We start from the raw sequence: 22424 nt of genomic DNA, 5'->3' as shown, positions 1-22424 counted from the left end.
GGGTGCGGCCGGGGGTGGCGTGGCAGAGGCCGCCGCGGGGGAGGCCTGCACCGGCGTCGCGGGTCGCTCCGGCGTGGCCGGCGACGCCTGGCGCAGCAGCTCGGGCGCCACCCGAAGCGCGGGCATGGTTTGCGCGAATGCAGCGCCCGACAGGCCCAGCAGGAGCAGTGGAATCAGTCGAATGCGCGTATTCGGAAGCATGCGGATCAAGCCCTTGCCGTCGTTCGCGGTGCGCGACTGCCCACCCGAACCACCGTGTTGATAAACTCGCGGATTGTACACGAACCCCCGCGGAGATCCGGTTTGCATCGCCTCGAACAACTCCGGACCTGGCTCGCCAGTGTCCTGCCCGGCCAGTCCTTCGAACTCGCCCCGGCCTCGGCCGACGCCAGCTTCCGGCGCTACTTCCGCGCCACCTTCGCCGACGGCAGTCCCTCGCGCGTCGTCATGGACGCCCCGCCCGAGAAGGAGGACGTGCGCCCCTGGCTGCACGTCGCGGAGCTTTTCCGCGCCGCCGGCGCCCACGTGCCGGACGTGCTCGCGCACGATCTCGAGCAGGGCTTCCTGCTGCTCTCCGACCTCGGCTCGACGACCTACCTGCAAGCCCTGAAGACGCAGGACGATGCGCCGCAAGCCGTCCGAACCGCACATCACCTGTACGCCGACGCCCTCGGCGCGCTCGCCGCCATCCAGTGCGCCAGCCGCCCCGGCGTGCTGCCCGAGTACGACCGCGCCCTGCTGCTGCGCGAGCTGCAGCTCTTCCCCGAGTGGTACATCGCCCGCCACAAGGGCGTCGCGCTCACCGAGGCCGAGACGGCGATGCTGAACACGGCGTTCGAGCGCATCCTCGCGGTCAACCTCGCCGAGCCGCAGGTCTTCGTGCATCGCGACTACCACTCGCGCAACCTGATGCTGCTCGACCCCGCCGAAGGCCGCGGCGCCAACCCCGGGATCATCGACTTTCAGGACGCGGTCTACGGCCCGATCAGCTACGACCTGGTGTCGCTGTTCAAGGACGCCTACATCCGCTGGGACGAGGAGTTCATCCTCGACCTGCTGATCCGCTACTGGGAGACCGCGAAGAAGCTCGGCCTGCCGGTGCGGGCGGAGTTCTCCGACTTCCACCGCGACTTCGAGTGGATGGGCGTGCAGCGCCACATCAAGGTGCTCGGCATCTTCGCGCGCCTGTACCACCGCGACGGCAAGGACGGCTACCTCGCCGACATGCCGCTGGTCATGGATTACCTGCGCCGCGCATGCAAGCGCTGGCGCGACCTCGGCCCGCTGTTGAAGCTGCTCGACCGCCTCGAACCCGAGGAGACCCAGGTCGGCTACACCTTCTGAACGGCGCGCCGCGGCCCCAACGCGGCGCCAGCCTGCGCCTGCCCATGCCCCCTTCAGCCGAGACACCATGACCCGAGCGATGATCCTCGCCGCCGGTCGCGGCGAGCGCATGCGCCCGCTCACCGACCACACCCCCAAGCCGCTGCTCGAGGCGGGCGGCAAGCCGCTGATCGTGTGGCACATCGAACGACTGCGCGCCGCCGGCTTCCGCGATCTCGTGATCAACCACGCCCACCTCGGCCACCGGCTCGAAGAAGCGCTCGGCGACGGCGCGGCTTTCGGCGTGCGTATCGCGTGGTCGCCGGAAGCCAGCGCGCTGGAAACCGCCGGCGGCATCCGCCACGCCCTGCCGCTGCTCGGCGACCAGCCCTTCGTCGTGGTCAACGGCGATGTGTTCTGCGACGCCGACTTCACGTCCCTGCGCGCCGCCGCCGAAGGCCTGCACGCCGACGGCCCGCTCGCCCACCTGCTGCTGGTGGACAACCCCGAGCACCACCCGAAAGGTGACTTCCACCTCGATGCCGCCGGCCTGCTCCACGCCGAAGGCGCCCCACGGCTCACCTTCTCCGGGCTCGGCGCCTACCATCCCGCCCTGTTCGCCGCCCTCGCCGACGACACCCCCGCCAAACTCGCCCCCCTGCTGCGCGCGGCGATGAACGCGGGCCAGGTCACCGGCCGGCACCACGCCGGGCGCTGGATCGACGTTGGCACCCCGCGGCGCCTGGCGGAACTCGATCGGGAACTGGAGGGCACAGGGAACGCCCCGCCGACCCGCCCCCGCGTGCGCCCCGTGACATAATTTCAACCATGAACGCACCCGGCACCGCCCCCATGGACACCACCCCCTTCCGCGCCCGCCGCGCCCGCCTGCTGCAGCGCATGCAGGCCGCCGGCGGCGGCGTCGCCATCCTGCCCACCGCCCCCGAGCGCGTGCGCAACCGCGACGCCCACTACGCCTACCGCCACGACAGCTACTTCTACTACCTCAGTGCCTTCCGCGAACCCGAGGCCGTGGTCGTGCTGGTGGCGGGCAAGGAGACGAAGCAGATCCTCTTCTGCCGCGAGAAGAACGAGGAACGCGAGATCTGGGACGGCTACCGCTGGGGCCCCGAGGCCGCGCGCGCGGCCTTCGGCTTCGACGAGGCGTGGACCATCGGCGACCTCGAAAAACGCCTCCCCGACTACCTCGCCGACCAGCCCCTGCTGTGGACCAGCCTCGGCTACGACAACGACTGGGACGCGCGCGTACTCGGCGCGCTCAACGCCGTGCGTGACAAGGCCCGCACCGGCCTCACCCCGCCGCACTCGGTGCGCGACCTGCGCGCCGAGCTCGACGAGATGCGCCTGGTCAAGGACGCGTCCGAGCTCGCCACCATGCGCCAGGCAGCACAGATCTCCGCCGCCGCCCACTGCCGCGCGATGCGCGCCACCCGCCCGGGCCGGCACGAGTACGAGATCGAGGCCGAGCTGCTGCACGCCTTCCGCGCCGCCGGCAGCCAGGCCCCCGCCTACACCAGCATCGTCGCCGGCGGCGCCAATGCCTGCGTGCTGCACTACGTCGACAACGACCAGCGCCTCAATGACGGCGACCTGTTGCTGATCGACGCCGGCTGCGAGCTCGACGGCTACGCCTCCGACATCACCCGGACCTTCCCGGTGAGCGGCCGCTTCTCAGGTCCGCAGCGCGCGGTCTATGAGCTCGTGCTCGCCGCCCAGGCCGCGGCGCGCGAGGCCACCCGCCCCGGCGCGCACTGGAACCAGCCGCACGACGCCGCGGTGAAGGTGCTCGCCCAGGGCATGCTCGACCTCGGTCTCCTCCAGGGCAGCCTGGACGGCGTGCTCGAGAACGGCGACTATCGCCGCTTCTACATGCACCGCACCGGCCACTGGCTGGGCATGGACGTGCACGACGCCGGCGAATACAAGCTCGGCGGCGAATGGCGGCCGCTGGTCGAGGGCATGGTGCTGACCATCGAGCCGGGCTGCTACATCCGCGCGGCCGAGGACGTGCCCGAGGCCTTCTGGAACATCGGCATCCGCATCGAGGACGACGCGATCGTCACCGCCGACGGCTGCGCGCTGATCACCGAGGACGCGCCCAAGGCGGTTGCGGACATCGAGGCCCTGATGCGGGACGCCCGTCATGGCTGACGACGCGCCCGACCATGTCCACGACCTGCTGATCGTCGGCGCCGGCCCGGTCGGCCTGGCGCTCGCGCTGGCATTGAAGGACGCCGGGCTCGACATCGTGCTCGCCGACGCGCGCGCGCGCGAGGCGGTGGCGCGCGACCCGCGCGACCTCGCGCTCGCCCACGGCACCCGGCTCACGCTGCAGCGCCTCGGCGTTTGGGATGGGCTGCCGACCACGGCGATCCAGCACATCCACATCTCGCACCAGGGCGGGCTCGGCCGCACCCTGATCGACGCCGCCGAGCACGAGCTGCCCGCGCTCGGCTACGTCGCCTCGGCAGGCGCGCTCGCCACGGCCCTGCGCAAGGCGGTAGACGCGGCCGGCATCCCGGTGTTCGACGAGACCGAGATCACCAACCTGGCCGCGGGCGAGGACGACGTGATCGCCAGCCTCGCGGACACCGGCCGCCCCGCCCCCACGCTGCGCGCCCGCCTGGCGGCCTGCGCCGAGGGTGGCCTGCGCGCGGGCGACCCCAACGTGGTCGAGCACGACTACGGCCAGCACGCGCTCATCGCCGACGTGCAGGTCGCGGGCGGCCATCGCCACACCGCCTTCGAGCGCTTCACCCCGCAGGGTCCGGTGGCGCTGCTGCCCAAGGGCGAGGGCTACGCGCTGGTGCATGTCGCCCGCCCCGAGACGGCCGACGAACTGCTGACGCTCGACGATGCCGCCTACCTCGCCCGCCTGCAGGCCCACATCGGCGGCCGCGCGCGCCTGACCGGCGTCGGCCCGCGCCTGCGCTATCCATTGGTGCTGCGCTACCGGCGCTCGACCATCGCCCAGCGCACGGTGTGGCTCGGCAACGCGGCGCAGACCCTGCACCCGGTCGCGGGACAGGGCTTCAACCTCGCGCTGCGGGATGTGTGGGCGCTCGCCGACGCGCTGCTGCGCGCAAGCGAGGCGGCTCGACAGCGTTCCGACGACCCGGCTGCGAGCCCATTCGACGCCGGCGCCGCTTCCATCCTCGCAGGCTATGCGAACGCCCGCGGCCTGGACCGCCTCGGCACGATGCGCTTCACCGACACCCTGGTGCGGGTGTTCAGCAACGACTTCGCACCGCTGCGGCATGCGCGCGGCGCGGCGCTGTTCGCCCTCGACCTGATTCCACCGCTGCGCAACTTCGTCGCACGCCGCATGATGTTCGGGGCACGCGCCTGGCCGTGATGCCGGGCGGCCGCAGCACCGCGGTTCACGCGCCGCCCGAATCGCGACTTGCGTCGCTCCTACGAGAACCACCGCAACTTGGCGCGCGGACAGATGTCGATCGTGGGAGCGACGCGAGTCGCGATTGCAGCCGCTGCGCGCCCGCCAACGCCGGTCGCATCCGGCACCGCCGGTCGCGACGCGCGTCGCTCCTGCAAGACCGCCGCGGCTCGACCGATCAGAACGCCGGCACCACCGCGCCCTGGTACTTGTCGGAGAGGAACTGCCTGACCTCGGGCGAGTTCAGCGCGGCGGCGAGCTTCTTGATCGCCGGGCTGGTCGCGTTGTCCTCGCGCGCCACCAGCAGGTTGGCGTAGGGCGAGGTGGCGTCCTCGATGAACAGCGAGTCCTTGACCGGGTTGAGCTTGGCCTCGATCGCGTAGTTGGTGTTGATCACCGCCAGGTCGACCTGGTTGAGCACGCGCGGCAGGGTCGCAGCCTCGAGCTCGCGGATCTTGAGCTTCTTCGGGTTGTCGGCGATGTCCTTCTGGGTGGCCGAGATGTTGTTCAGGTCCTTCAGCGTGATGAGGCCGTTCCTGGCCATCAGCAGCAGCGCGCGGCCCGAGTTGGACGGATCGTTCGGGATCGCCACCGTCGCGCCCTCGGGGATGGCGGCCACCGACTTGTGCTTGGCCGAGTAGGCGCCCAGCGGCTCGACGTGGACCTTGGCGACCACGGTCTGGATGTCGTTCTTCTGCTTCTGCTTGAACGCGTCGAGGTAGGGCTGGTGCAGGAAGAAGTTGCCGTCGACGCGCTTCTCGTTGGTCTGCATCGAGGGCTGGACGTAGTCGGTGAACACCTTGATCTCGAGTTCCACGCCCTCCTTGGCCAGCATCGGCTTGACGAACTCGAGGATCTCGGCGTGCGGCACCGGGGTGGCGGCGATGACCAGGCGGTCGGCGGCCACGGCGGCGGTGCCGGCGGCCAGGGTGAGCGTGCCGAGGGCGGCCGCCAGAAGTTTGCGCAGGGTAAACGACATCGTTGAAGTCTCCTTCGTGGGGATCACTTGCGGGTGAAATACAGCACCAGGCGGTCGCCCGAGTACTGGATGATCTGGACGAGCACGACCAGCAGGGCGACGGTGATCACCATCACCTCGGTCTGGAAGCGCTGATAGCCGAAACGGATCGCGAGGTCGCCGAGGCCGCCGCCGCCGATCACGCCGGACATCGCAGCATAGGACATCAAGGTGATCGCCGTCACGGTGACCGCGGCGATCAGCCCGGGCAGGGCCTCGGGCAGCAGCGCGCCGAAGATGATGCGATGCGTGCGGATGCCCATCGCCTGGCAGGCCTCGATGACGCCGCGGTCGACCTCGCGCAGCACGTTCTCGACCAGGCGCGCGAAGAAGGGCGCGGTGCCCACCACCAGCGGCGGGATCGCGCCCTCGACCCCGAGCGAGGTGCCGATCAGGATCACCGTGACCGGGATCATCACGATCAAGAGGATCAGGAAGGGCACCGAGCGCAGCACGTTGACCACGAAGGACAGCACCGTATAGACGAAGCCCTGCTCCAGCAGCTGGCGCCTGGCGGTGACGAACAGCAGGATGCCCAGCGGCAGGCCGAGCAGGATGGTGAAGAGCAGCGACACCCCGGTCATGACCAGGGTCTCCCAGGTCGCGATCCAGATGTCGCTCCAGTCGATGACGGACAGGTCCATTACTGCAGCACCTCGTGGTGGATCTGGTGGCGGTCGAGCTCGGCGAACACCTCGCGGATGTCGTCCTCGCTGCCCTCGAGCTCGAGCAGCAGCTGGCCGAAGGGGACGTCCTTGATGCTCGAGACCTCGCCCTGCAGGATCGTGATCTGCACCTTCGCGCCCGCCATGATGCGGCTCAGGATGGGCTGGTAGGTGACGTCGCCGATGTAGGTCAGGCGCACCAGCGTGCCGCGCAGCTTGTCCTTCATGTAGGCGTGCGCCGGATCGAAGCTCGCCGCGGCGAGCGCGTCGCTCTGCGCCACCATGCTGCGCGTGACCGGATGCCGCGGGTGCAGGAAGACGTCGGCCACCCTGCCCGACTCGACGATGCGCCCGCCGTCGATCACCGCGACGCGGTCGCAGATGGTGCGGATGACCTGCATCTCGTGGGTGATCAGCACGATCGTGAGGCCGAGCTGGCGGTTGATGTCGAGCAGCAGGCGCAGGATGGACTGGGTGGTCTCGGGGTCGAGCGCCGAGGTCGCCTCGTCGCACAGCAGGATCTGCGGCCGGTTGGCGAGCGCGCGCGCGATGCCCACGCGCTGCTTCTGCCCGCCCGACAGTTGCGACGGATACTTGTGCCCCTGCTCGGACAGTCCGACCAGCGCGAGCAGCTCCTTCACCCTCTCCGCACGCTCGGCGGCATTCGTGTGCCCGGTCGCCTTCAGGGGCCAGTCGATGTTGTCGGCGACGGTCTTGGCGCCGAGCAGGTTGAAGTGCTGGAAAATCATGCCGACGCGCCGACGCAGCGCGTACAGGCCCTCGCTGTCGAGCGTGGTGATGTCCTCGCCGTCGATCAGCACGCGCCCGGCCGAGGGGCGTTCGAGCAGGTTGAGGGTACGGATCAGCGTGCTCTTGCCCGCGCCCGAGCGGCCGATGATGCCGAACACTTCGCCGGCGCCGATCTCGAGCTCGATGTCGGCGAGCGCCTCCACCTCGCGGCCGTCGGCGGCACGGTAGGTCTTGCGCAGGTTTTCGATGCGGATCACGGGAGCTTTCCGGACTGGAAAAAAGCCTGAGATCTTACCCGCAGCCCGGACTCGACACCACTACGGGGAACTTGTAGGCTCGCCGCCACCCGGGCACCCGCCCTCCTGCTCATCCTCACCGCATCCCCCGCCCGAAGGACCGCGCATCATGCAGCACGACGCCAAGCTCTCCCCTGCCACCCTCGCCGCCCAGGGCACGGGCGCCACCCCGATGCCGCACCGCGACATCGTGCCGCCGATCCACCTGGCGACCACCTTCGAGCGCGCCGAGGACGGCAGCCTGCCCGGCGGGCGCATCTACGCGCGCGACGCCAGCCCGGCCTACGACCCCGCCGAGGCCCTGCTGTGCGAGCTGGAAGGCGGCGCTCGAGCGGCGCTGTTCGCCTCCGGCATGGCCGCGGCCTCTGCGGTGCTGCTGGCGCTGAAGCCGGGCGCGCGCATCGTCGCGCCGCACGACATGTACTGGTCGCTGCGCAACTGGATGATCGGCTTTGCCGCCAACTGGCAGATCGCGCTCGATTTCTACGCCGACGCCGCGGAGCTCGCCGCACTGCTGCAGCGCCCGGCCGACCTGGTGTGGGTGGAGACGCCCGCAAACCCGACCTGGGAAATCCTCGACATCGCGCGCGCCGCCGAACTCGCCCACGCCGCGGGCGCGCGCCTGGTGGTGGACTCCACCGTGCCGACCCCGGTCTTCACCCGGCCGCTGGCGCTCGGGGCCGACGTGGTGATGCACTCGGCGACCAAATATCTGAACGGCCACTCGGACGTGGTCGCCGGCGTTCTGGTGACGCGCGCCGAGGACGACTTCTGGGCGCGCATCAAGACCGCACGGGCCGCCGGCGGCGCGGTGCTCGGCCCGTTCGAAGCCTGGCTGCTCAACCGCGGCCTGCGCACGCTCTTTCCCCGCGTGCGCACCGCTGCCGCCTCGGCGCTGCGCATCGCGCAGCATTTCGAACATCACCCGGCGCTGCTCGCCGTGCTCTACCCCGGCCTGCCCTCGCACCGCGGTCACGACATCGCCTGCCGCCAGATGGAAGGCGGCTTTGGCGCCATGCTGTCGCTGCGCGTGAGAGGCGGCGAGGATGCCGCACGCCGGGTCGCCGGCGCGGTGAAGATCTTCCGCCGCGCGACCTCGCTCGGCTCGGTCGAGAGCCTGATCGAGCACCGCGGCCCGATCGAGGGTCCGGGCACGCGCTGCCCGCTCGACCTGCTGCGCCTCTCGGTGGGCATCGAAGATAGCGACGACCTGATCGCCGACCTCGAACAGGCGCTGCAGCAAGCAAACGAGCCCTGAAGCCCGAGCGGGTTTCGTCCGCAAGCCGCCCCCACGTTTGCGGTCGCGGGGCCGGGGTGGGGGTCGCCAACTTCACGAGCGCCGAGGCGGAGGTCGTCGCGGGGGAATCAAGGCGACGCATGTTTGAGGCGCGCAGCGCCGAGTTTGCGTCGCCGCCCCCGCGACGTCCTCCGCCGAGGGCAGCCCGCAGCGCAGCGAAGGGCCGCGAGGGCAGGCGGCGACCCCCACCCCGGCCCCGCGCCGCGCACTGCAGCAGTTGCCCTTTCGCACTCACCGCCCCCTGCCTCCGCGCACACCACGACACGCAGAGCGCGCCACGCCCGACGCACCATCCGTCGTGCGCCCGACAGGCGCCTCCAGGGAGCTGCGCAGCATCAGCGTGTTGCACACGCGCCCCAACAAGCGCACGGCCAGGATCGATAGGGTAAAATGCTTTGTTTCCCCTCGTCCTTCCAACCATGCAGTTTGCCGGCTTCACCCTGCGCAACAACCTCTTCGTCGCCCCCATGGCCGGCGTGACGGACCGCCCCTTCCGCCAGCTCTGCAAAAAGCTGGGCGCAGGCGTCGCCGTATCCGAGATGGTCACCTCCAATTCGCTGCTCTACGGCAGCGAGAAGACCCGCCGCCGCGCCGACCATACCGGCGAGGTCGATCCGATCTCGGTGCAGATCGCCGGCGCCGATCCGGCGATGATGGCCGAAGCCGCGAAGTTCAACGCCGACAACGGCGCGCAGATCATCGACATCAACATGGGCTGCCCGGCCAAGAAGGTGTGCAACGTGATGGCCGGCTCGGCGCTGATGCAGGACGAGCCGCTGGTCGCGCGCATCCTCGAGGCCGTAGTCAAGGCGGTGCCCGATACCCCAGTCACGCTCAAGTTCCGCACCGGCTGGAACCGCGCCAACAAGAACGCGCCGACGATCGCGCGCATCGCCGAGGAGTCCGGCATCCGCGCCATCGCCATCCACGGCCGTACCCGGGCCGACCAGTACATGGGCGAGGCGGAGTACGACACCATCGCCCACGTCAAGACCCTCGTGAACATCCCGGTGATCGCCAACGGCGACATCGGCAGCCCGCAGAAAGCCAAGCACGTGCTCGACTACACCGGCGCCGACGGCGTCATGATCGGGCGCGCGGCGCAGGGCCGGCCGTGGATCTTCCGCGAGATCGAGCATTTCCTCGCCACCGGCGAGCTCCTGCCGCCGCCGCTGGTGAGCGAGATCCACCAGGTGTGCCGCGAGCACCTCGCCGACCTCTACGCCTTCTACGGCGACGACCGCGGCGTCAAGATCGCGCGCAAGCACATCTCCTGGTACACCAAGGGCCTGGTGGGCTCGGCGGCCTTCCGCCGCGCGATGAACCAGATCCCCGACATTCCCGCCCAGCTCGCCGCGGTGGACGACTTCTTCGGCCAACTCGCCGAGGTCGGCGCCCGCCTGAGCTACGAGCACGAGCGCGCGCCGCACGCCGAATATCCGCAGGAACTCGCAGCATGAGCCGCAGCAACGAGATCGCGGACGCCGTCGTCCGCACCCTCGACCAGTATTTCCGCGACCTCGACGGCGAGAAGCCGGCGGCGATCCACGACATGGTGATCCGCAACGTCGAGCGTCCGATGCTGGCCTTCGTCCTCCAGCAGGCCAGGGGCAACCAGACCGTGGCCGCCGAGATGCTCGGCATCAACCGCAACACGCTGCGGCGCAAGCTGACCGAATACGACCTGCTCTGAGCGGGTGCTTCCCCTTTTCCTCCATCCTTCCGCTTCCGGCCCAACGATGAACGTGACCCAAGCCCTGATCAGCGTCTCCGACAAACGTGGCGTGCTCGACTTCGCCCGCAAGCTCTCCGCGCTCGGCATCAAGCTGCTGTCGACCGGCGGCACCGCCAGCCTGCTGCGCGAGGCCGGCCTGCCGGTGACCGACGTCTCCGAGCACACCGGCTTCCCCGAGATGCTGGACGGCCGGGTCAAGACCCTGCACCCGAAGGTGCATGGCGGCATCCTCGCCCGCCGCGATCTCGCCGAACACATGGACACCATCGCCGCCCACGACATCGGCCGCATCGACCTGGTGGTGGTCAATCTCTACCCCTTCCAGCAGACCGTGGCCAAGCCCGACTGCACGCTGGAAGACGCGATCGAGAACATCGACATCGGCGGCCCCACCATGGTGCGCGCCGCGGCCAAGAACCACGGCAACGAGCAGGGCGGCGTCGGCATCGTCACCGACCCCGAGGACTACGGCTGCATCATCGAAGAGCTCGAGGCCAACGCCGGCAAGCTCAGCCACAAGACCCGCTTCGCGCTCGCGGTGAAGGCCTTCACCCACACCGCGCGCTACGACTCGGCGATCTCCAACTACCTCACCGCGCTCGTCACCAACGAGGCCGGCGACGTGTCGCTGCAGACCTACCCCGAGCGCCTGCAGCTCGCCTTCGACAAGGTGCAGGACCTGCGCTACGGCGAGAACCCGCACCAGACCGCGGCCTTCTACCGCCAGCCCGGCGCGGCCGAGGGCGGCGTGGCCGGCTACACCCAGCTGCAGGGCAAGGAGCTGTCCTACAACAACATTGCCGACGCCGACGCGGCGTGGGAATGCGTGAAGGCCTTCGACGGCTCGGCGGCGGCCTGCGTCATCGTCAAGCACGCCAATCCCTGTGGCGTGGCCGTCGCCGCCAGCCCGCTCGAGGCCTACAAGAAGGCCTTTTCCACCGACCCCACCTCGGCCTTCGGCGGCATCATCGCGTTCAACGGCGAGGTCGACCGTGCCGCGGCCGAGGCCGTGTCGGCACAGTTCCTCGAGGTGCTGATCGCGCCGTCCTACACCGCCGACGCGCTCGAGCTGCTCGCGAGCAAGAAGAACGTGCGCGTGCTCACCTGCGCGCTCGGACAGCCTGCCGGTGCCTTCGACTACAAGCGCGTCGGTGGCGGCCTGCTGGTGCAGAGCGCCGACGAGGCCCGCATCCAGATCGCGGACCTCAAGGTCGTCACGAAGCGGGCGCCGACGGAAGCCGAGATGCGCGACATGCTCTTCGCCTGGCGCGTGGCCAAGTACGTCAAGTCCAACGCCATCGTGTACTGCAAGGACGGCATGACCATCGGCGTCGGTGCCGGCCAGATGAGCCGCGTCGACTCGGCGCGCATCGCCAGGATCAAGGCCGAGAACGCCGGTCTGCAGATCGCCGGCTGCGTGGTCGCCTCGGACGCCTTCTTCCCCTTCCGCGACGGCCTCGACGTGCTCGCCCAGGCGGGTGCGACCGCGGTGATCCAGCCCGGCGGCTCGATGCGCGACGAAGAGGTGATCGCGGCAGCCAACGAGCAGGACATCGCCATGGTGTTCACCGGCTTCCGTCACTTCCGTCACTAAGAACGACCACCCCAGCAGAGCTTCGGAGCAGCACATGAAAGTCCTCGTCATCGGTTCCGGCGGCCGCGAACACGCGCTGGCCTGGAAACTTGCCCAGTCGCCCAAGGTCACCCGCGTGCTGGTGGCGCCGGGCAACCCCGGCACCGCTGCCGAAAAGCTGCTGCAGAACGTTCCCGTCACCGACATCAAGGTGCTGGTCGAGCTCGCCAAGCACGAGCACGTCGCCTTCACCGTGGTCGGCCCCGAGGCGCCGCTGGCGGCTGGCGTGGTCGATGCCTTCCGCGCCGCCGGCCTGCCGATCTTCGGTCCGACCAAGGCCGCCGCCCAGCTCGAGAGCTCGAAGGACTTCGCCAAGCAGTTCCTCGTCCGCCACAACATCCCGACCGCGAAGTACCAGACCTTCGCGGATGCCGCCGCCGCACACGCCTACGTCGACGCCGAGGGTGCGCCGATCGTGATCAAGGCCGACGGCCTGGCCGCGGGCAAGGGCGTGGTGGTGGCGATGACGGCCGACGAGGCGCACGCCGCGATCGACATGATGCTGCTCGACAACCGGATGGGCGATGCGGGTGCGCGCGTCGTCATCGAGGAGTTCATGGAGGGCGAGGAGGCCAGCTTCATCGTCATGGCCGACGGCAAGCACGCGCTCGCGCTCGCCACCAGCCAGGACCACAAGCGCCTGCACGACGGCGACCAGGGCCCCAACACCGGCGGCATGGGCGCCTACTCGCCCGCCCCGGTGGTCACCCCCGACGTGCATGCGCGCGTGATGCGCGAGGTCATCAACCCGACGCTGACCGGCATGGCCGCCGAGGGCCTGCCCTACACCGGATTCCTTTACGCCGGGCTGATGATCGACGGCGAGGGCAAGCCGCGCGTGGTCGAGTTCAACTGTCGCATGGGCGATCCCGAGACGCAGCCGATCATGATGCGTCTGAAGACCGATCTCGCCGATCTGATCGAAGCCGCCATCGCCGGCAAGCTCGACCAGACCGAGGCCGAGTGGGACCGCCGCTTCGCGCTCGGCGTGGTGCTCGCCGCTGCAGGCTACCCGGAGAGCCCGCGCAAGGGCGACGTCATCACCGGGCTGCCCGCCTCCGAGCAGGAGGACGTGCATGTCTTCCACGCCGGCACCGCGCTGCAGGACAGCCAGGTCGTCACTGCCGGCGGGCGCGTGCTGTGCGTGACCGCGCTCGGCGACAACGTGCGCAGCGCGCAGAAGCGCGCCTACGAGGTCGCCGACGGCATCGTCTTCGAAGGCCGCCAGTACCGCCGCGACATCGGCCACCGCGCGATCGGCCGCAAGACCGCCTGATCGCCGGGCGCCGTGCAGGCGCCCCATCGCCGTCTCCGCCTCCGCGAGCGACGGCGTAGCTCTCACCCAGCGCCGACGTCCGCGCGCGAAGCTCTCGCGGGGCGCTGGCGCGCCAATGCCACGGAGGTCCCGCATGGATCCACGCAGCGTCAAACCCTGGTTCACCGAGCTGCAGCGCCACATCGTCGAGCGCCTCGAGGCCTTCGACGGCCAGGCCTTCCGCAGCGACGGCTGGGACCGCCCGGGCGGTGGCGGCGGCCTCACCCGAGTGATCGAGGACGGCAATTTCTTCGAGCGCGGCGGGGTGAACTTCTCGCACGTGATGGGAGACGGCATGCCCGCCTCGGCCACGGCGCATCGCCCCGAGCTCGCCGGCCGCCGCTTCGAGGCCATGGGCGTGTCGCTGGTGCTGCATCCGCGCAATCCGTATTGCCCCACCGTGCATATGAACGTGCGCTGCTTCGTCGCGCTGGCCGAAGGCAAGGATCCGGTGTGGTGGTTCGGCGGCGGCATGGACCTGACGCCCTACTACCCCTTCGAGGAGGACGTGCGCCACTTCCATCGCAGCTGCAAGGCGGCGGTGCTACCCTGGGGCGGCGAGGCCGAATACGCCCGCCTCAAGGACTGGTGCGACCGCTACTTCTTCCTCAAGCACCGCAACGAGCCGCGCGGCGTGGGCGGGCTGTTCTTCGACGACCTCGGCGCCGACGGAAAGACCGGTTTCGACACCGCCTTCGGCCTCACCAAGGCGGTGGGCGAGGCCTTCCTGGGTGGGTACCTGCCCATCGTCGAGCGCCGCCGCGACATCCCCTACGGCGAGCGCGAACGCGACTTCCAGGCTTACCGGCGCGGCCGCTACGTCGAGTTCAATCTCGTCTTCGACCGCGGCACGCTGTTCGGCCTGCAGTCGGGCGGACGCACCGAATCCATCCTGATGTCGATGCCGCCGGTGGTGAAGTGGCGCTACGACTGGCGCCCGCAGGAGGGCTCGCCCGAGGCCAGGCTGTACGAGGAATTCCTCGTCCCGCGCGCTTGGGCCTGATTTGTCGGATCGCGAGCAGCGGACAAAAAAACGGGGCCTCGCGGCCCCGGGATCTCTCTGCGTGATTCTTCGCTCAGGCCAGCGCGCCGACCGCCATCTTCTCGGCCGCGGCGCGGTAGTGGCGCTGGGACTCGTCACGGCGCTCCAGGGTCTCGAAGAGATGCGCGAGCGCCAGATGGGTGCCGACCTGCGGGTCGACGCTCAACGAGGCCTCGAGATAGCTCTGCGCCTTGCCCCATAGCTCCACCCGACGGCAAAGCTGGCCGAGGGCGAACAGCAGGCCCGCGTCGCGCGGCTGCTTCTCCAGCCAGGCTTCGGCCTTGTGCAGACAAGCGTTGGTGTCGTCCATGGTGTTCGCACAGCTCGCGTACAGGCGCGCCAGATCGCTGTCCCACTGCTCGTCGAGCAAGGTCTCGGTCTGCGCGCGCATGTGCATCGCCTGACCCGCGCGCGCCATCAGCGGCAGCACCTCCTTGATCAGCCCCCGGTCGGCAAGCTCCTCGGAGGGAATCTCCTGCCAGTACCCGAGCAAGGCGGACGCATCACCCACGAGCTGGCGCATGCGCTCGACGTGGGCACGACGCAGCGCGGGCGCAGCCTGCTCCGCGGTCAAAGCCTTGTGCTTGCGCAGCTGGCGCACGTTGTTCACCAGCTCTTCCCAGCGCCCGAGCTCGTAGGCCACCTTGCTCTCCAGGCGCAGCATCGCGATGTGCTTTTGCCCCGTCTCGCGCAGTTGCGCCAGGCGTGCCGCCGCGAGCTCGAACTGGCGGGCATCGATGGCGAGCTCGGCCTCGGTCATCAGGCGGGCCACCTCGCTCTCCTTGCCCTGTTCGGCGGCGTGGTCCAGCCACTCGCGGTAGCGGGTGTCGTCCTGCAGGCCGTAGGCGGCGCGCGCTGCGACCAGCGCGGCCATCGGCGAACCATCGCTCGCCGAATAGGCGGTCGAGGCGGATTTGAGGGCTTCCGAGTAACGCCCCTCGAAGAGCGCCGTCACCGAACCGTGCAGCGCCCGGTCGGCCTTGTCGCGACGCCGGCGCTCGCGCCAGCGCGCCACCCGGCCGGGCAGCTGCACGGTACGGGTCACCATGCGCAGCAGCAGGTGGATGAGGGCGACGCCCACCACCAGCACCACGATGAAGAGGTTCAGCGAAACCTGGGCCCGCCACGGCGACAGCACGACGAGAACGTAGCCGTCATTCACGCCGGCCAGCATCGTCACGCCGACGGCGAGGGCGAAGATGCCGATCAGCCAGATCAGTGCGCGCATCGTTCGGCCCTCACTGGCTCGCCGCCGGGGCGGCAGCGTCGGTCACGGAGCCCGCAGGCGCCTGCTCGGCCGGCGCAGCAGGCTGCGCCTCGGCAGCGGCAGGCTGGTTCGCCGCTCCCTGGGCTGCGGATGCCGGGGTCTCGGCAGTCGCCACGGGCGCTTCGGCAGGGGCGGACGCAGGAGCGGGCGCGGCAGCGGCTGCAGGCGCTGCCTGCGCAGGCGCGGCAGCGCCGCGCGCATCCGCGCCGCTGCGGCCAGCGCGCGACTGCACGCTGCGCAAGGCGCTGAAGGTCTCGCTCAGATCGGGCGGCGCGTAGCGCACCTTCACCGCCTCGAGTTGCTTCAACTCGCCGAGCGCGGCCTGCACCCGCTCGTCGCGCAGGTCGTAGAAACGCTCCAACCACTGGCGGGCCTGGGCAAGATCGGCTGCGTAGCTGCGGCCGTCGCGCGCCATCAGCGCGAGGCGCGCGGTGAGCAGGCGCATCTTGAGGTTCTCGCGCAGGAAGGTGTTCTGCTCGGGCGCGAGCAGCACCGGATCTTCCTGGTCGAGGCGCTCGACGCGGATCAGGGTGCGGATCTCGCTCCAGGCATCGGCCGCGACGTTCTGCGCGAAGCGCCACACACCGGCCATCCAGCCCACGAAGCCACCGCCATCGGCAGGCCCCATCTCCGCGCCCACCGCAGCGGCAGCCGGCAGCGGGCTCTCGAAGGCGAGCGGCAGCGTGTCCGCACGCTCGAGCATCAGCTCCAGGCGCAGGCTGAGGCCGGAAACATCCAGCACCGGCAGCAGGCGCAGCTCCTCGATGTCGCGCACGAGCGCACGGCGCAGGGTGGCGAGCTGGCCGCGATCGTGGATCGCCAACCGGGCCTCGGCCTCCTGCAGGCCGATCAGCGCGGCCTCGACGTTGCCCGCGATCTGCAGCTGCTGAGAGGCCAGCGCGACGGCCTGCTCGACTTCGGCGAGCACGCCGTCCTCGCGGCTGCGCGAGAACTCCTGGTAAAGCGCCTCGAGCGCCTCGGCCTGGCCCTGTGTGGTCTCGACCCTGGATTCGAGCGCACCGAGCTTGCCCTGCAGCGAGGCGATGACCTCCTGCTGCTGGCGCATCATCCCGCGCGCCTCGGTGGCGATGGTCTCGCCATCGGAGAGACGGCTGGCGACCTCCGCGCGCAGCTGTCCCGTCTGCAGGCGCATCTCGCGAGCCTGCCAGATCGACCAGCCGGCCACGCCGACGGCGATCAGCGCCAGCAGCAGCGCCCACCACGCGGCGGGACTGCGAGCGGGCTGCTCCTCGGCGGCGTTCGCCGTTCGTGCGGCGGGGGCGACCGGATCGCCCTCGCTCGCAGCGCCGCGCGCCGCGGGATCCACCTCGGCTGCGGGCGGTGCCTCGGGCACGCCCACCTCCTCGATGACGGGTCGGGTCTCCTCCGGGGCCGGCGATGCGGACGTCGCCGGCGGCGGCTGGGTCAGAGCGGGATTTTCTTGTCTCATGGTTCCACGTCTAGGCAAAATGGCTTTCTAGGGCCTGCATCAAACCGTCGTCTCCGGCCGGCGTCTCGACCACCCGTTCGAAACCGGCCGCACGCGCCTGCGCGACGATGCGCGGGTGCGTGGCGAACACCGTCACGGCGTGCAGGGCGGCGAGCCCCTCCGTGCCGAGCATCCATTCCAGATTGCGTACGCCCTCGCTGCTGGTCAGCAGCAGGCCGTCGAGCTCGCCCCGCGCCGCTGGCCCGAGCAGCAGCGCGGGATCGGCCTCGGGACAATGGCGTCGGTAGCAGGTGACATATTCCACGCTCGCGCCGCGTTCGCGCAAGGTGTCGGCGAGCAGTTCGCGGCCGCCGTCGCCACGGAAGATCAGCACCTTGCGCCCGCGCACCGCGTCGGCGGCGAATTCGGGCAGGGCGATCACGGCCTCGCTGTCGAAACCGTCCTGCGGCGCGATGACGTTCGCGAAGCCCCAGTCCTGCATCACGCGCTGGCTGCCCTTGCCCACGGTGGCGACACGAAGGCGGGCGGGCCAGGTGCGCTGCGGCAGGATCGCGCGCATGGCGTGGTCGACCGCGTTGGGGCTGACGAAGAAGGCGAGGTCGAACTCGTCGAGGCGGCCAACGATGGCCTGCAGCGGCGCCGGATCGAGCGCCGGACCGACCGCGATCACCGGAAAGCGCAGCGCACGCCCGCCGGCGGCCTCGAGGCGGGCGCACAGGCTTTCGGCCTGCTCGCGCGGGCGCATGACGACGAGGGTGCGCCCGGCGAGGGGACGCACGGACCGGAGATCGGAAGCTGCCGCCGGGGTCGTCACCGCGCGCCTCCCTTGCCGTCCGCTCAGCCGAGCTCGGCGAGGATCGCTTCCGCGCCCTGCGCCCGCAGGTCGTCGGCGAGCGCGCGCCCGAGCGCCTCGGCCTCGGCCGGCGCGCCCTCGCGTTCGGCGCGCACGATGGTGCTGCCGTCGGGGCGCGCGACGAAGCCGCGCAACCACAGCCGCCCCTCGCGCATCACCGCGTAGGCGCCCAGCGGCACCTCGCAGCTGCCGGCGAGCGCGCGTGCGACCGCGCGCTCGGCGAGGACGCACGCGGTGGTGTCGGCATCGACGAGCGGCTGCAGCCAGCCGATCACGTCCGCGCGCGCGGACAGGCATTCGATGCCGAGCGCGCCCTGCCCGGCCGCGGGCAACGAGACCTCGGCCGGCATCACCGAGCGGATGCGCTCGCCCAGGCCGAGCCGCGTGAGGCCGGCGGCGGCGAGGATGATGGCGTCGTACTGGCCCTCGTCGAGCTTGCGCAGGCGGGTATCGAGGTTGCCACGCAGGCTGGTGACGCCGAGGAAGGGATACTGCGCGTGGATCTGCGACTCGCGGCGCAGCGAGGAGGTCCCGACCACGGCACCCGGGGGCATGTCGGCGAGGCTCTCGTAGCGGCTGGAGACGAAGGCGTCGAGCGGGACCTCGCGCGCGGTGATGCAGGGCAGCGCGAACTCCGGCTCCATCACCATCGGCACGTCCTTCATCGAATGCACGGCGATGTCTGCGCGGCCGTCGAGCAGCGCGGTCTCGAGCTCCTTGACGAACAGCCCCTTGCCGCCGACCTTCGCGAGCGGACGATCGAGGATCTGGTCGCCACGCGTGGTCATGCCGAGCAGCTCGACCCGGCAGCCGGGGTGGAGCGCCTCGAGGCGTGCCTTGATGTGCTCGGCCTGCCACAGGGCGAGACGGCTCTCACGGGTTGCGATGACGATGCGCTCGGGGCTGCTTTGACTCACGATCGGGATTCACCTGGAAAAACGGGGGCACAGGTGCGGAGGCGACGGGCGCCAGGATGATGCATCGCAACATGACAGAATGCTGAATGCGTCCGCACGACTGGGCGCATTCTAGCACGCGGGCCGGCCGCGCCGCCTCCCACCGGGCAGCCGGCGCGAAAGACGGCAGCACCGGGGATCGACCCGAAACGGGCAGGAAAGCGACCCGCTTGCGGTAAGCTCCGCTCTCCCCTCCAATCGAATTCCGAAACGAAAGAATGAACCAGGACAAGGACGCCCCCCTCCGCGACGACATCCGCCTGCTCGGCCGCCTGCTCGGCGACACCGTGCGCGACCAGCAGGGCGAGGCCGCATTCGGCCTCATCGAACGCATCCGCCAGAACTCGGTGCGCTTCCGCCGCGACGACGACATCGCCGCGCGCCGCGAGCTGGAGGACATCCTCGACGCCTTGTCACGCGAGCAGACCATCCAGGTGGTGCGCGCCTTCAGCTATTTCTCCCACCTGGCCAACATCGCCGAGGACCAGCACCACATCCGGCGCTCGCGCGCGCACCTGATCGCCGGCTCGGCACCGCGCGAGGGCAGCCTGGCGCACGCGCTCGAGCGCGCGCTCGACAGCGGTGCGGCCGACCCCGCGGCGCTGGCCGGCTTCTTCGACGGCGCGCTGGTGTCGCCGGTGCTCACCGCCCACCCCACCGAGGTGCAGAGGAAGAGCATCCTCAACTGCGAGACCGTGATCGCGCGGCTCCTGGACGCGCGCGACCGCATGCAGCTCACCCCCGAGGAGGCCGAGGCCAACGACGAGGCGCTGCGTCGCGCGGTGCTGACGCTGTGGCAGACGCGCATGCTGCGCACCGCCAAGCTGTCGGTGATCGATGAGGTCAACAACGGCCTGTCCTACTTCGAGACCACCTTCCTGCGCGAACTGCCACGGCTCTACGCCAGCCTGGAGGACCGTCTCGCCGCCGCCGACCGGGCGCTGGGCACGCCCGAGCTCGCCGCCTTCGTGCAGGTGGGGAGCTGGATCGGCGGCGACCGCGACGGCAACCCCTTCGTCACCGCCGAGGTGCTCGAGCGCGCGCTCGCCATGCAGTGCGCGGTCGCGCTCGGGCATTATCTGGACGAGTTGCACATCCTGGGCTCGCAGCTCTCGCTCGGCATCGGCCTGGTCTCGGCCTCCGATGCCCTGCTCGCGCTTGCCGAGGCCTCGCCCGACCACTCGCCGCATCGCAGCGACGAGCCCTACCGGCGCGCGATCTCGGGCATCTACGCGCGCCTGGCCGCCACCTACCGCAGCCTGCTTGGCCACGACCCGCTACGCCACGCGGTCGCCGCCGCCCAGCCCTACCCGAGCGCGGCCGCGCTCGCCGAGGACCTCGAGGTGCTGCACCGCTCGCTCGCCGCCAACGGCTCGGGCGCGCTCACGCGCGGGCGGCTGCGCCACCTGCGCCGCGCGGTGAAGGTGTTCGGCTTCCATCTCGCCCCGCTCGACCTGCGCCAGAACTCGGATGTGCACGAACGCACGGTCGCCGAGCTGCTCGAACGCGCCTGCCCCGGCACCGCCTATGCCAGCCTCGACGAGGACGCGCGCTGTGCGCTGCTGCTCGAAGAACTCGCCACCGCGCGCCCGCTCGCCTCGCCGCACGTCCGCTACACGGACGAGACCGAGGGCGAGCTGGCGATCTTCCGCGCCGCCCGCCAGGCCCACCTGCGCTACGGCACGGCGGCGATCCGCAACTGCATCATTTCCAAGACCGACGACGTCTCCGACCTGCTCGAACTCGCGGTACTGCTGAAGGAGGCGGGCCTCCTGCGCCCGCTCGAGAACGCGCTCGACGTGAACATCGTGCCGCTCTTCGAGACCATCGGCGACCTCGAGAACGCCGCAGGCGTCATGGCGCGCATCTTCTCGATCCCCGCCTACCGCGGACTGCTCGAAGCGCGCGACCACACCCAGGAGGTCATGCTCGGCTACTCCGACAGCAACAAGGACGGCGGCTTCCTGACCTCGGGCTGGGCGCTCTACAAGGCCGAGGGCGAGCTGGTCGAAACCTTCGCGCGCCACGGCGTGCGCCTGCGCCTCTTCCACGGCCGCGGGGGCTCGGTGGGCCGCGGCGGCGGCCCGAGCTACCAGGCCATCCTCGCCCAGCCCGAGGGCGCGGTGCAGGGGCAGATCCGCCTCACCGAACAGGGCGAGGTGATCGGCGCCAAATATGGCAATCCGGAAGTCGGCCGACGCAACCTCGAGGTGCTGGTCGCCGCCACGCTCGAGTCCAGCCTGCGCCCGGCCAGCGCCAGCCCGACGCCGCCCGCCTTCCTCGACGCCATGCAGGCGCTCTCGGACGCGGCCTTCGCGGCCTACCGGGGCCTGGTCTACGAGACCGAGGGTTTCGAGCGCTACTTCTGGGAGTCGACCGTGATCAGCGAGATCGCGGCGCTCAATATCGGCAGCCGCCCGGCCTCGCGCAAGAAGAGCACCGCGATCGAGGACCTGCGCGCGATCCCCTGGGTGTTCAGCTGGTCGCAGTGCCGGGTGATGCTGCCGGGCTGGTACGGCTTCGGCAGCGCGGTGCGCGATTTCCTCACCGCCAACCCGGACGACGGCCTGGCGCTCTTGCAGCGCATGAACATGGAATGGCCCTTCTTCCAGACCCTGCTGTCGAACATGGACATGGTGCTGTCCAAGACCGACCTCGCGATCGCCAGCCGCTACGCCGAGCTGGTCAAGGACGCGGCGCTGCGCGACACGATCTTCGGGCGCATCCGCGCCGAGCACCAGGCCACGGTCGGGGCGGTGCTGCGGATCACCGGCCAGAGCGAGCTGCTCGACGCCAACCCGCTGCTCAAGCGCTCGATCCGCAACCGCTTCCCCTACCTCGACCCGCTCAACCACGTCCAGGTCGAGCTGCTGCGCCGCCACCGCGACGCCGCCGAGGCGGGCGGCATCGACGAGCGCATCCGGCTCGGCATCCACATCTCCATCAACGGCATCGCCGCGGGCTTGCGCAACAGCGGCTGAGCCGTCTTACAGGCCGAGCGCCTGCCGCACCGCCGGCCACTGCCGCCGGCTCACCGGCAGACGCTCGGGCAGATCGCGCAACAGCACCTCCCAGCGCGGCTCGGCCTCCTTCTGTCCATCCCGCTCCGCTGCCCGCTCCACACCCGCCACCGCGGCGAACGCGACCAGGCAGTTGCGGTGCAGGCGCAGGAAACTGCGCGGAAACTCCTGCTCGATCTGCACCAGCGACTCGTCGAGCACATACTCGCGCGCCGCGGTGCGCGCGGTGACGTACTTGAGCTCGGCACGCAGATAGCGCACCTCGGCCACCGGCACCAGCAGAATGCGGCCGCACTCCGCGACACTGAAGTGGCGACGCGCGCGCGTCGCCAGCGTGGCCAGCACGTCGGCCGCCGGCGGCGCGCGGCGCGCGCGTACGCGCTCGAGCG

The 22424-nt window shown here is 70.5% G+C and carries 20 protein-coding genes; 11 read left to right on the top strand and 9 right to left on the bottom strand.

Annotated features, from left to right (window positions below):
- A partial coding sequence (locus C665_RS20965; protein WP_245537155.1) for a hypothetical protein occupies positions 1-282 on the bottom strand: 282 nt, incomplete at its 3' end.
- Between the two features lie 21 nt (positions 283-303).
- Between C665_RS20965 and C665_RS10705 the strand changes: the two genes are divergently transcribed.
- From C665_RS10705 to C665_RS10690, 4 genes are all read left to right on the top strand, one after another.
- Positions 304-1344, top strand: a complete 1041-nt coding sequence (locus C665_RS10705) for an aminoglycoside phosphotransferase family protein (protein ID WP_004308719.1) — start codon at positions 304-306, stop codon at positions 1342-1344.
- Positions 1345-1423: 79 nt separating this feature from the next.
- Positions 1424-2143, top strand: coding sequence for an N-acetylmuramate alpha-1-phosphate uridylyltransferase MurU (gene murU / locus C665_RS10700; protein ID WP_004308718.1), 720 nt, complete (start codon positions 1424-1426; stop codon positions 2141-2143).
- Positions 2144-2151: 8 nt separating this feature from the next.
- Complete coding sequence (locus tag C665_RS10695) at positions 2152-3495, top strand: aminopeptidase P N-terminal domain-containing protein (protein ID WP_012585017.1); 1344 nt, start codon at positions 2152-2154, stop codon at positions 3493-3495.
- A complete protein-coding gene (locus C665_RS10690; RefSeq protein WP_004308715.1) occupies positions 3488-4699 on the top strand; it encodes an FAD-dependent monooxygenase in 1212 nt (403 codons plus the stop codon). Before C665_RS10695 ends, C665_RS10690 begins: the two co-directional genes overlap by 8 nt.
- Before the next feature lie 217 nt (positions 4700-4916).
- Here C665_RS10690 and C665_RS10685 read toward each other — a convergent pair whose 3' ends face one another.
- Genes C665_RS10685 through C665_RS10675 form a run of 3 tightly spaced genes read right to left on the bottom strand, consistent with a single transcriptional unit; the run spans position 4917 to position 7428 of the window.
- Positions 4917-5717, bottom strand: coding sequence for a MetQ/NlpA family ABC transporter substrate-binding protein (locus C665_RS10685; protein WP_004308714.1), 801 nt, complete (start codon positions 5715-5717; stop codon positions 4917-4919).
- 23 nt (positions 5718-5740) lie between these two features.
- Positions 5741-6400 (bottom strand): methionine ABC transporter permease, encoded by a 660-nt coding sequence (locus C665_RS10680; RefSeq protein ID WP_004308713.1) that lies wholly within the window; start codon positions 6398-6400, stop codon positions 5741-5743.
- Complete coding sequence (locus C665_RS10675; protein ID WP_004308711.1) at positions 6400-7428, bottom strand: methionine ABC transporter ATP-binding protein; 1029 nt, start codon at positions 7426-7428, stop codon at positions 6400-6402. Before C665_RS10675 ends, C665_RS10680 begins: the two co-directional genes overlap by 1 nt.
- 148 nt (positions 7429-7576) lie before the next feature.
- Here C665_RS10675 and C665_RS10670 point away from each other — a divergent pair, with 148 nt between their 5' ends.
- The 6 genes from C665_RS10670 (at position 7577) to hemF (ending at position 14450) form a co-directional block, all read left to right on the top strand.
- Entirely contained in the window at positions 7577-8725 is a 1149-nt protein-coding gene (locus C665_RS10670) for a trans-sulfuration enzyme family protein (protein WP_004308709.1), read from the top strand.
- Positions 8726-9183: 458 nt separating this feature from the next.
- Positions 9184-10224, top strand: a complete 1041-nt coding sequence (gene dusB, locus C665_RS10665; RefSeq protein WP_004308708.1) for a tRNA dihydrouridine synthase DusB — start codon at positions 9184-9186, stop codon at positions 10222-10224.
- Complete coding sequence (locus C665_RS10660; RefSeq protein ID WP_004308706.1) at positions 10221-10457, top strand: helix-turn-helix domain-containing protein; 237 nt, start codon at positions 10221-10223, stop codon at positions 10455-10457. The genes dusB and C665_RS10660 overlap by 4 nt, the downstream gene beginning before the upstream one ends.
- A gap of 46 nt (positions 10458-10503) precedes the next feature.
- Complete coding sequence (purH, locus tag C665_RS10655; protein ID WP_004308704.1) at positions 10504-12093, top strand: bifunctional phosphoribosylaminoimidazolecarboxamide formyltransferase/IMP cyclohydrolase; 1590 nt, start codon at positions 10504-10506, stop codon at positions 12091-12093.
- Positions 12094-12127: 34 nt separating this feature from the next.
- Positions 12128-13408, top strand: coding sequence for a phosphoribosylamine--glycine ligase (gene purD, locus C665_RS10650; protein ID WP_004308702.1), 1281 nt, complete (start codon positions 12128-12130; stop codon positions 13406-13408).
- 133 nt (positions 13409-13541) lie between these two features.
- On the top strand, positions 13542-14450 hold the full coding sequence (hemF, locus tag C665_RS10645; protein WP_004308701.1) for an oxygen-dependent coproporphyrinogen oxidase: 909 nt from the start codon (positions 13542-13544) through the stop codon (positions 14448-14450).
- A 73-nt stretch (positions 14451-14523) separates the two neighbouring features.
- Here hemF and C665_RS10640 read toward each other — a convergent pair whose 3' ends face one another.
- From C665_RS10640 to hemC, 4 genes are all read right to left on the bottom strand, one after another.
- Positions 14524-15717 carry a heme biosynthesis HemY N-terminal domain-containing protein gene (locus tag C665_RS10640; protein ID WP_004308699.1) on the bottom strand — a complete coding sequence of 398 codons (1194 nt, stop codon included), beginning with the start codon at positions 15715-15717 and terminating at the stop codon, positions 14524-14526.
- A 10-nt stretch (positions 15718-15727) separates the two neighbouring features.
- Entirely contained in the window at positions 15728-17206 is a 1479-nt protein-coding gene (locus tag C665_RS10635) for a uroporphyrinogen-III C-methyltransferase (RefSeq protein WP_012585014.1), read from the bottom strand.
- Between the two features lie 10 nt (positions 17207-17216).
- The gene (locus C665_RS10630; protein ID WP_004308696.1) at positions 17217-17951 is read right to left on the bottom strand and encodes a uroporphyrinogen-III synthase; all 735 of its coding nucleotides are present in this window, start codon (positions 17949-17951) and stop codon (positions 17217-17219) included.
- A 92-nt stretch (positions 17952-18043) separates the two neighbouring features.
- Entirely contained in the window at positions 18044-18976 is a 933-nt protein-coding gene (gene hemC, locus C665_RS10625; RefSeq protein WP_004308695.1) for a hydroxymethylbilane synthase, read from the bottom strand.
- A 257-nt stretch (positions 18977-19233) separates the two neighbouring features.
- Between hemC and ppc the strand changes: the two genes are divergently transcribed.
- Complete coding sequence (ppc, locus tag C665_RS10620) at positions 19234-21996, top strand: phosphoenolpyruvate carboxylase (protein WP_004308693.1); 2763 nt, start codon at positions 19234-19236, stop codon at positions 21994-21996.
- 6 nt (positions 21997-22002) lie between these two features.
- On the opposite strand, the gene C665_RS10615 is transcribed toward ppc, so the two are convergent.
- A partial coding sequence (locus C665_RS10615; protein ID WP_004308691.1) for a LytR/AlgR family response regulator transcription factor occupies positions 22003-22424 on the bottom strand: 422 nt, incomplete at its 5' end.

The sequence above is a fragment of the Thauera aminoaromatica S2 genome (genome assembly GCF_000310185.1).
Taxonomy (GTDB): Bacteria; Pseudomonadota; Gammaproteobacteria; order Burkholderiales; family Rhodocyclaceae; genus Thauera; species Thauera aminoaromatica.
This window is presented reverse-complemented; position numbering and strand designations above follow the sequence as displayed.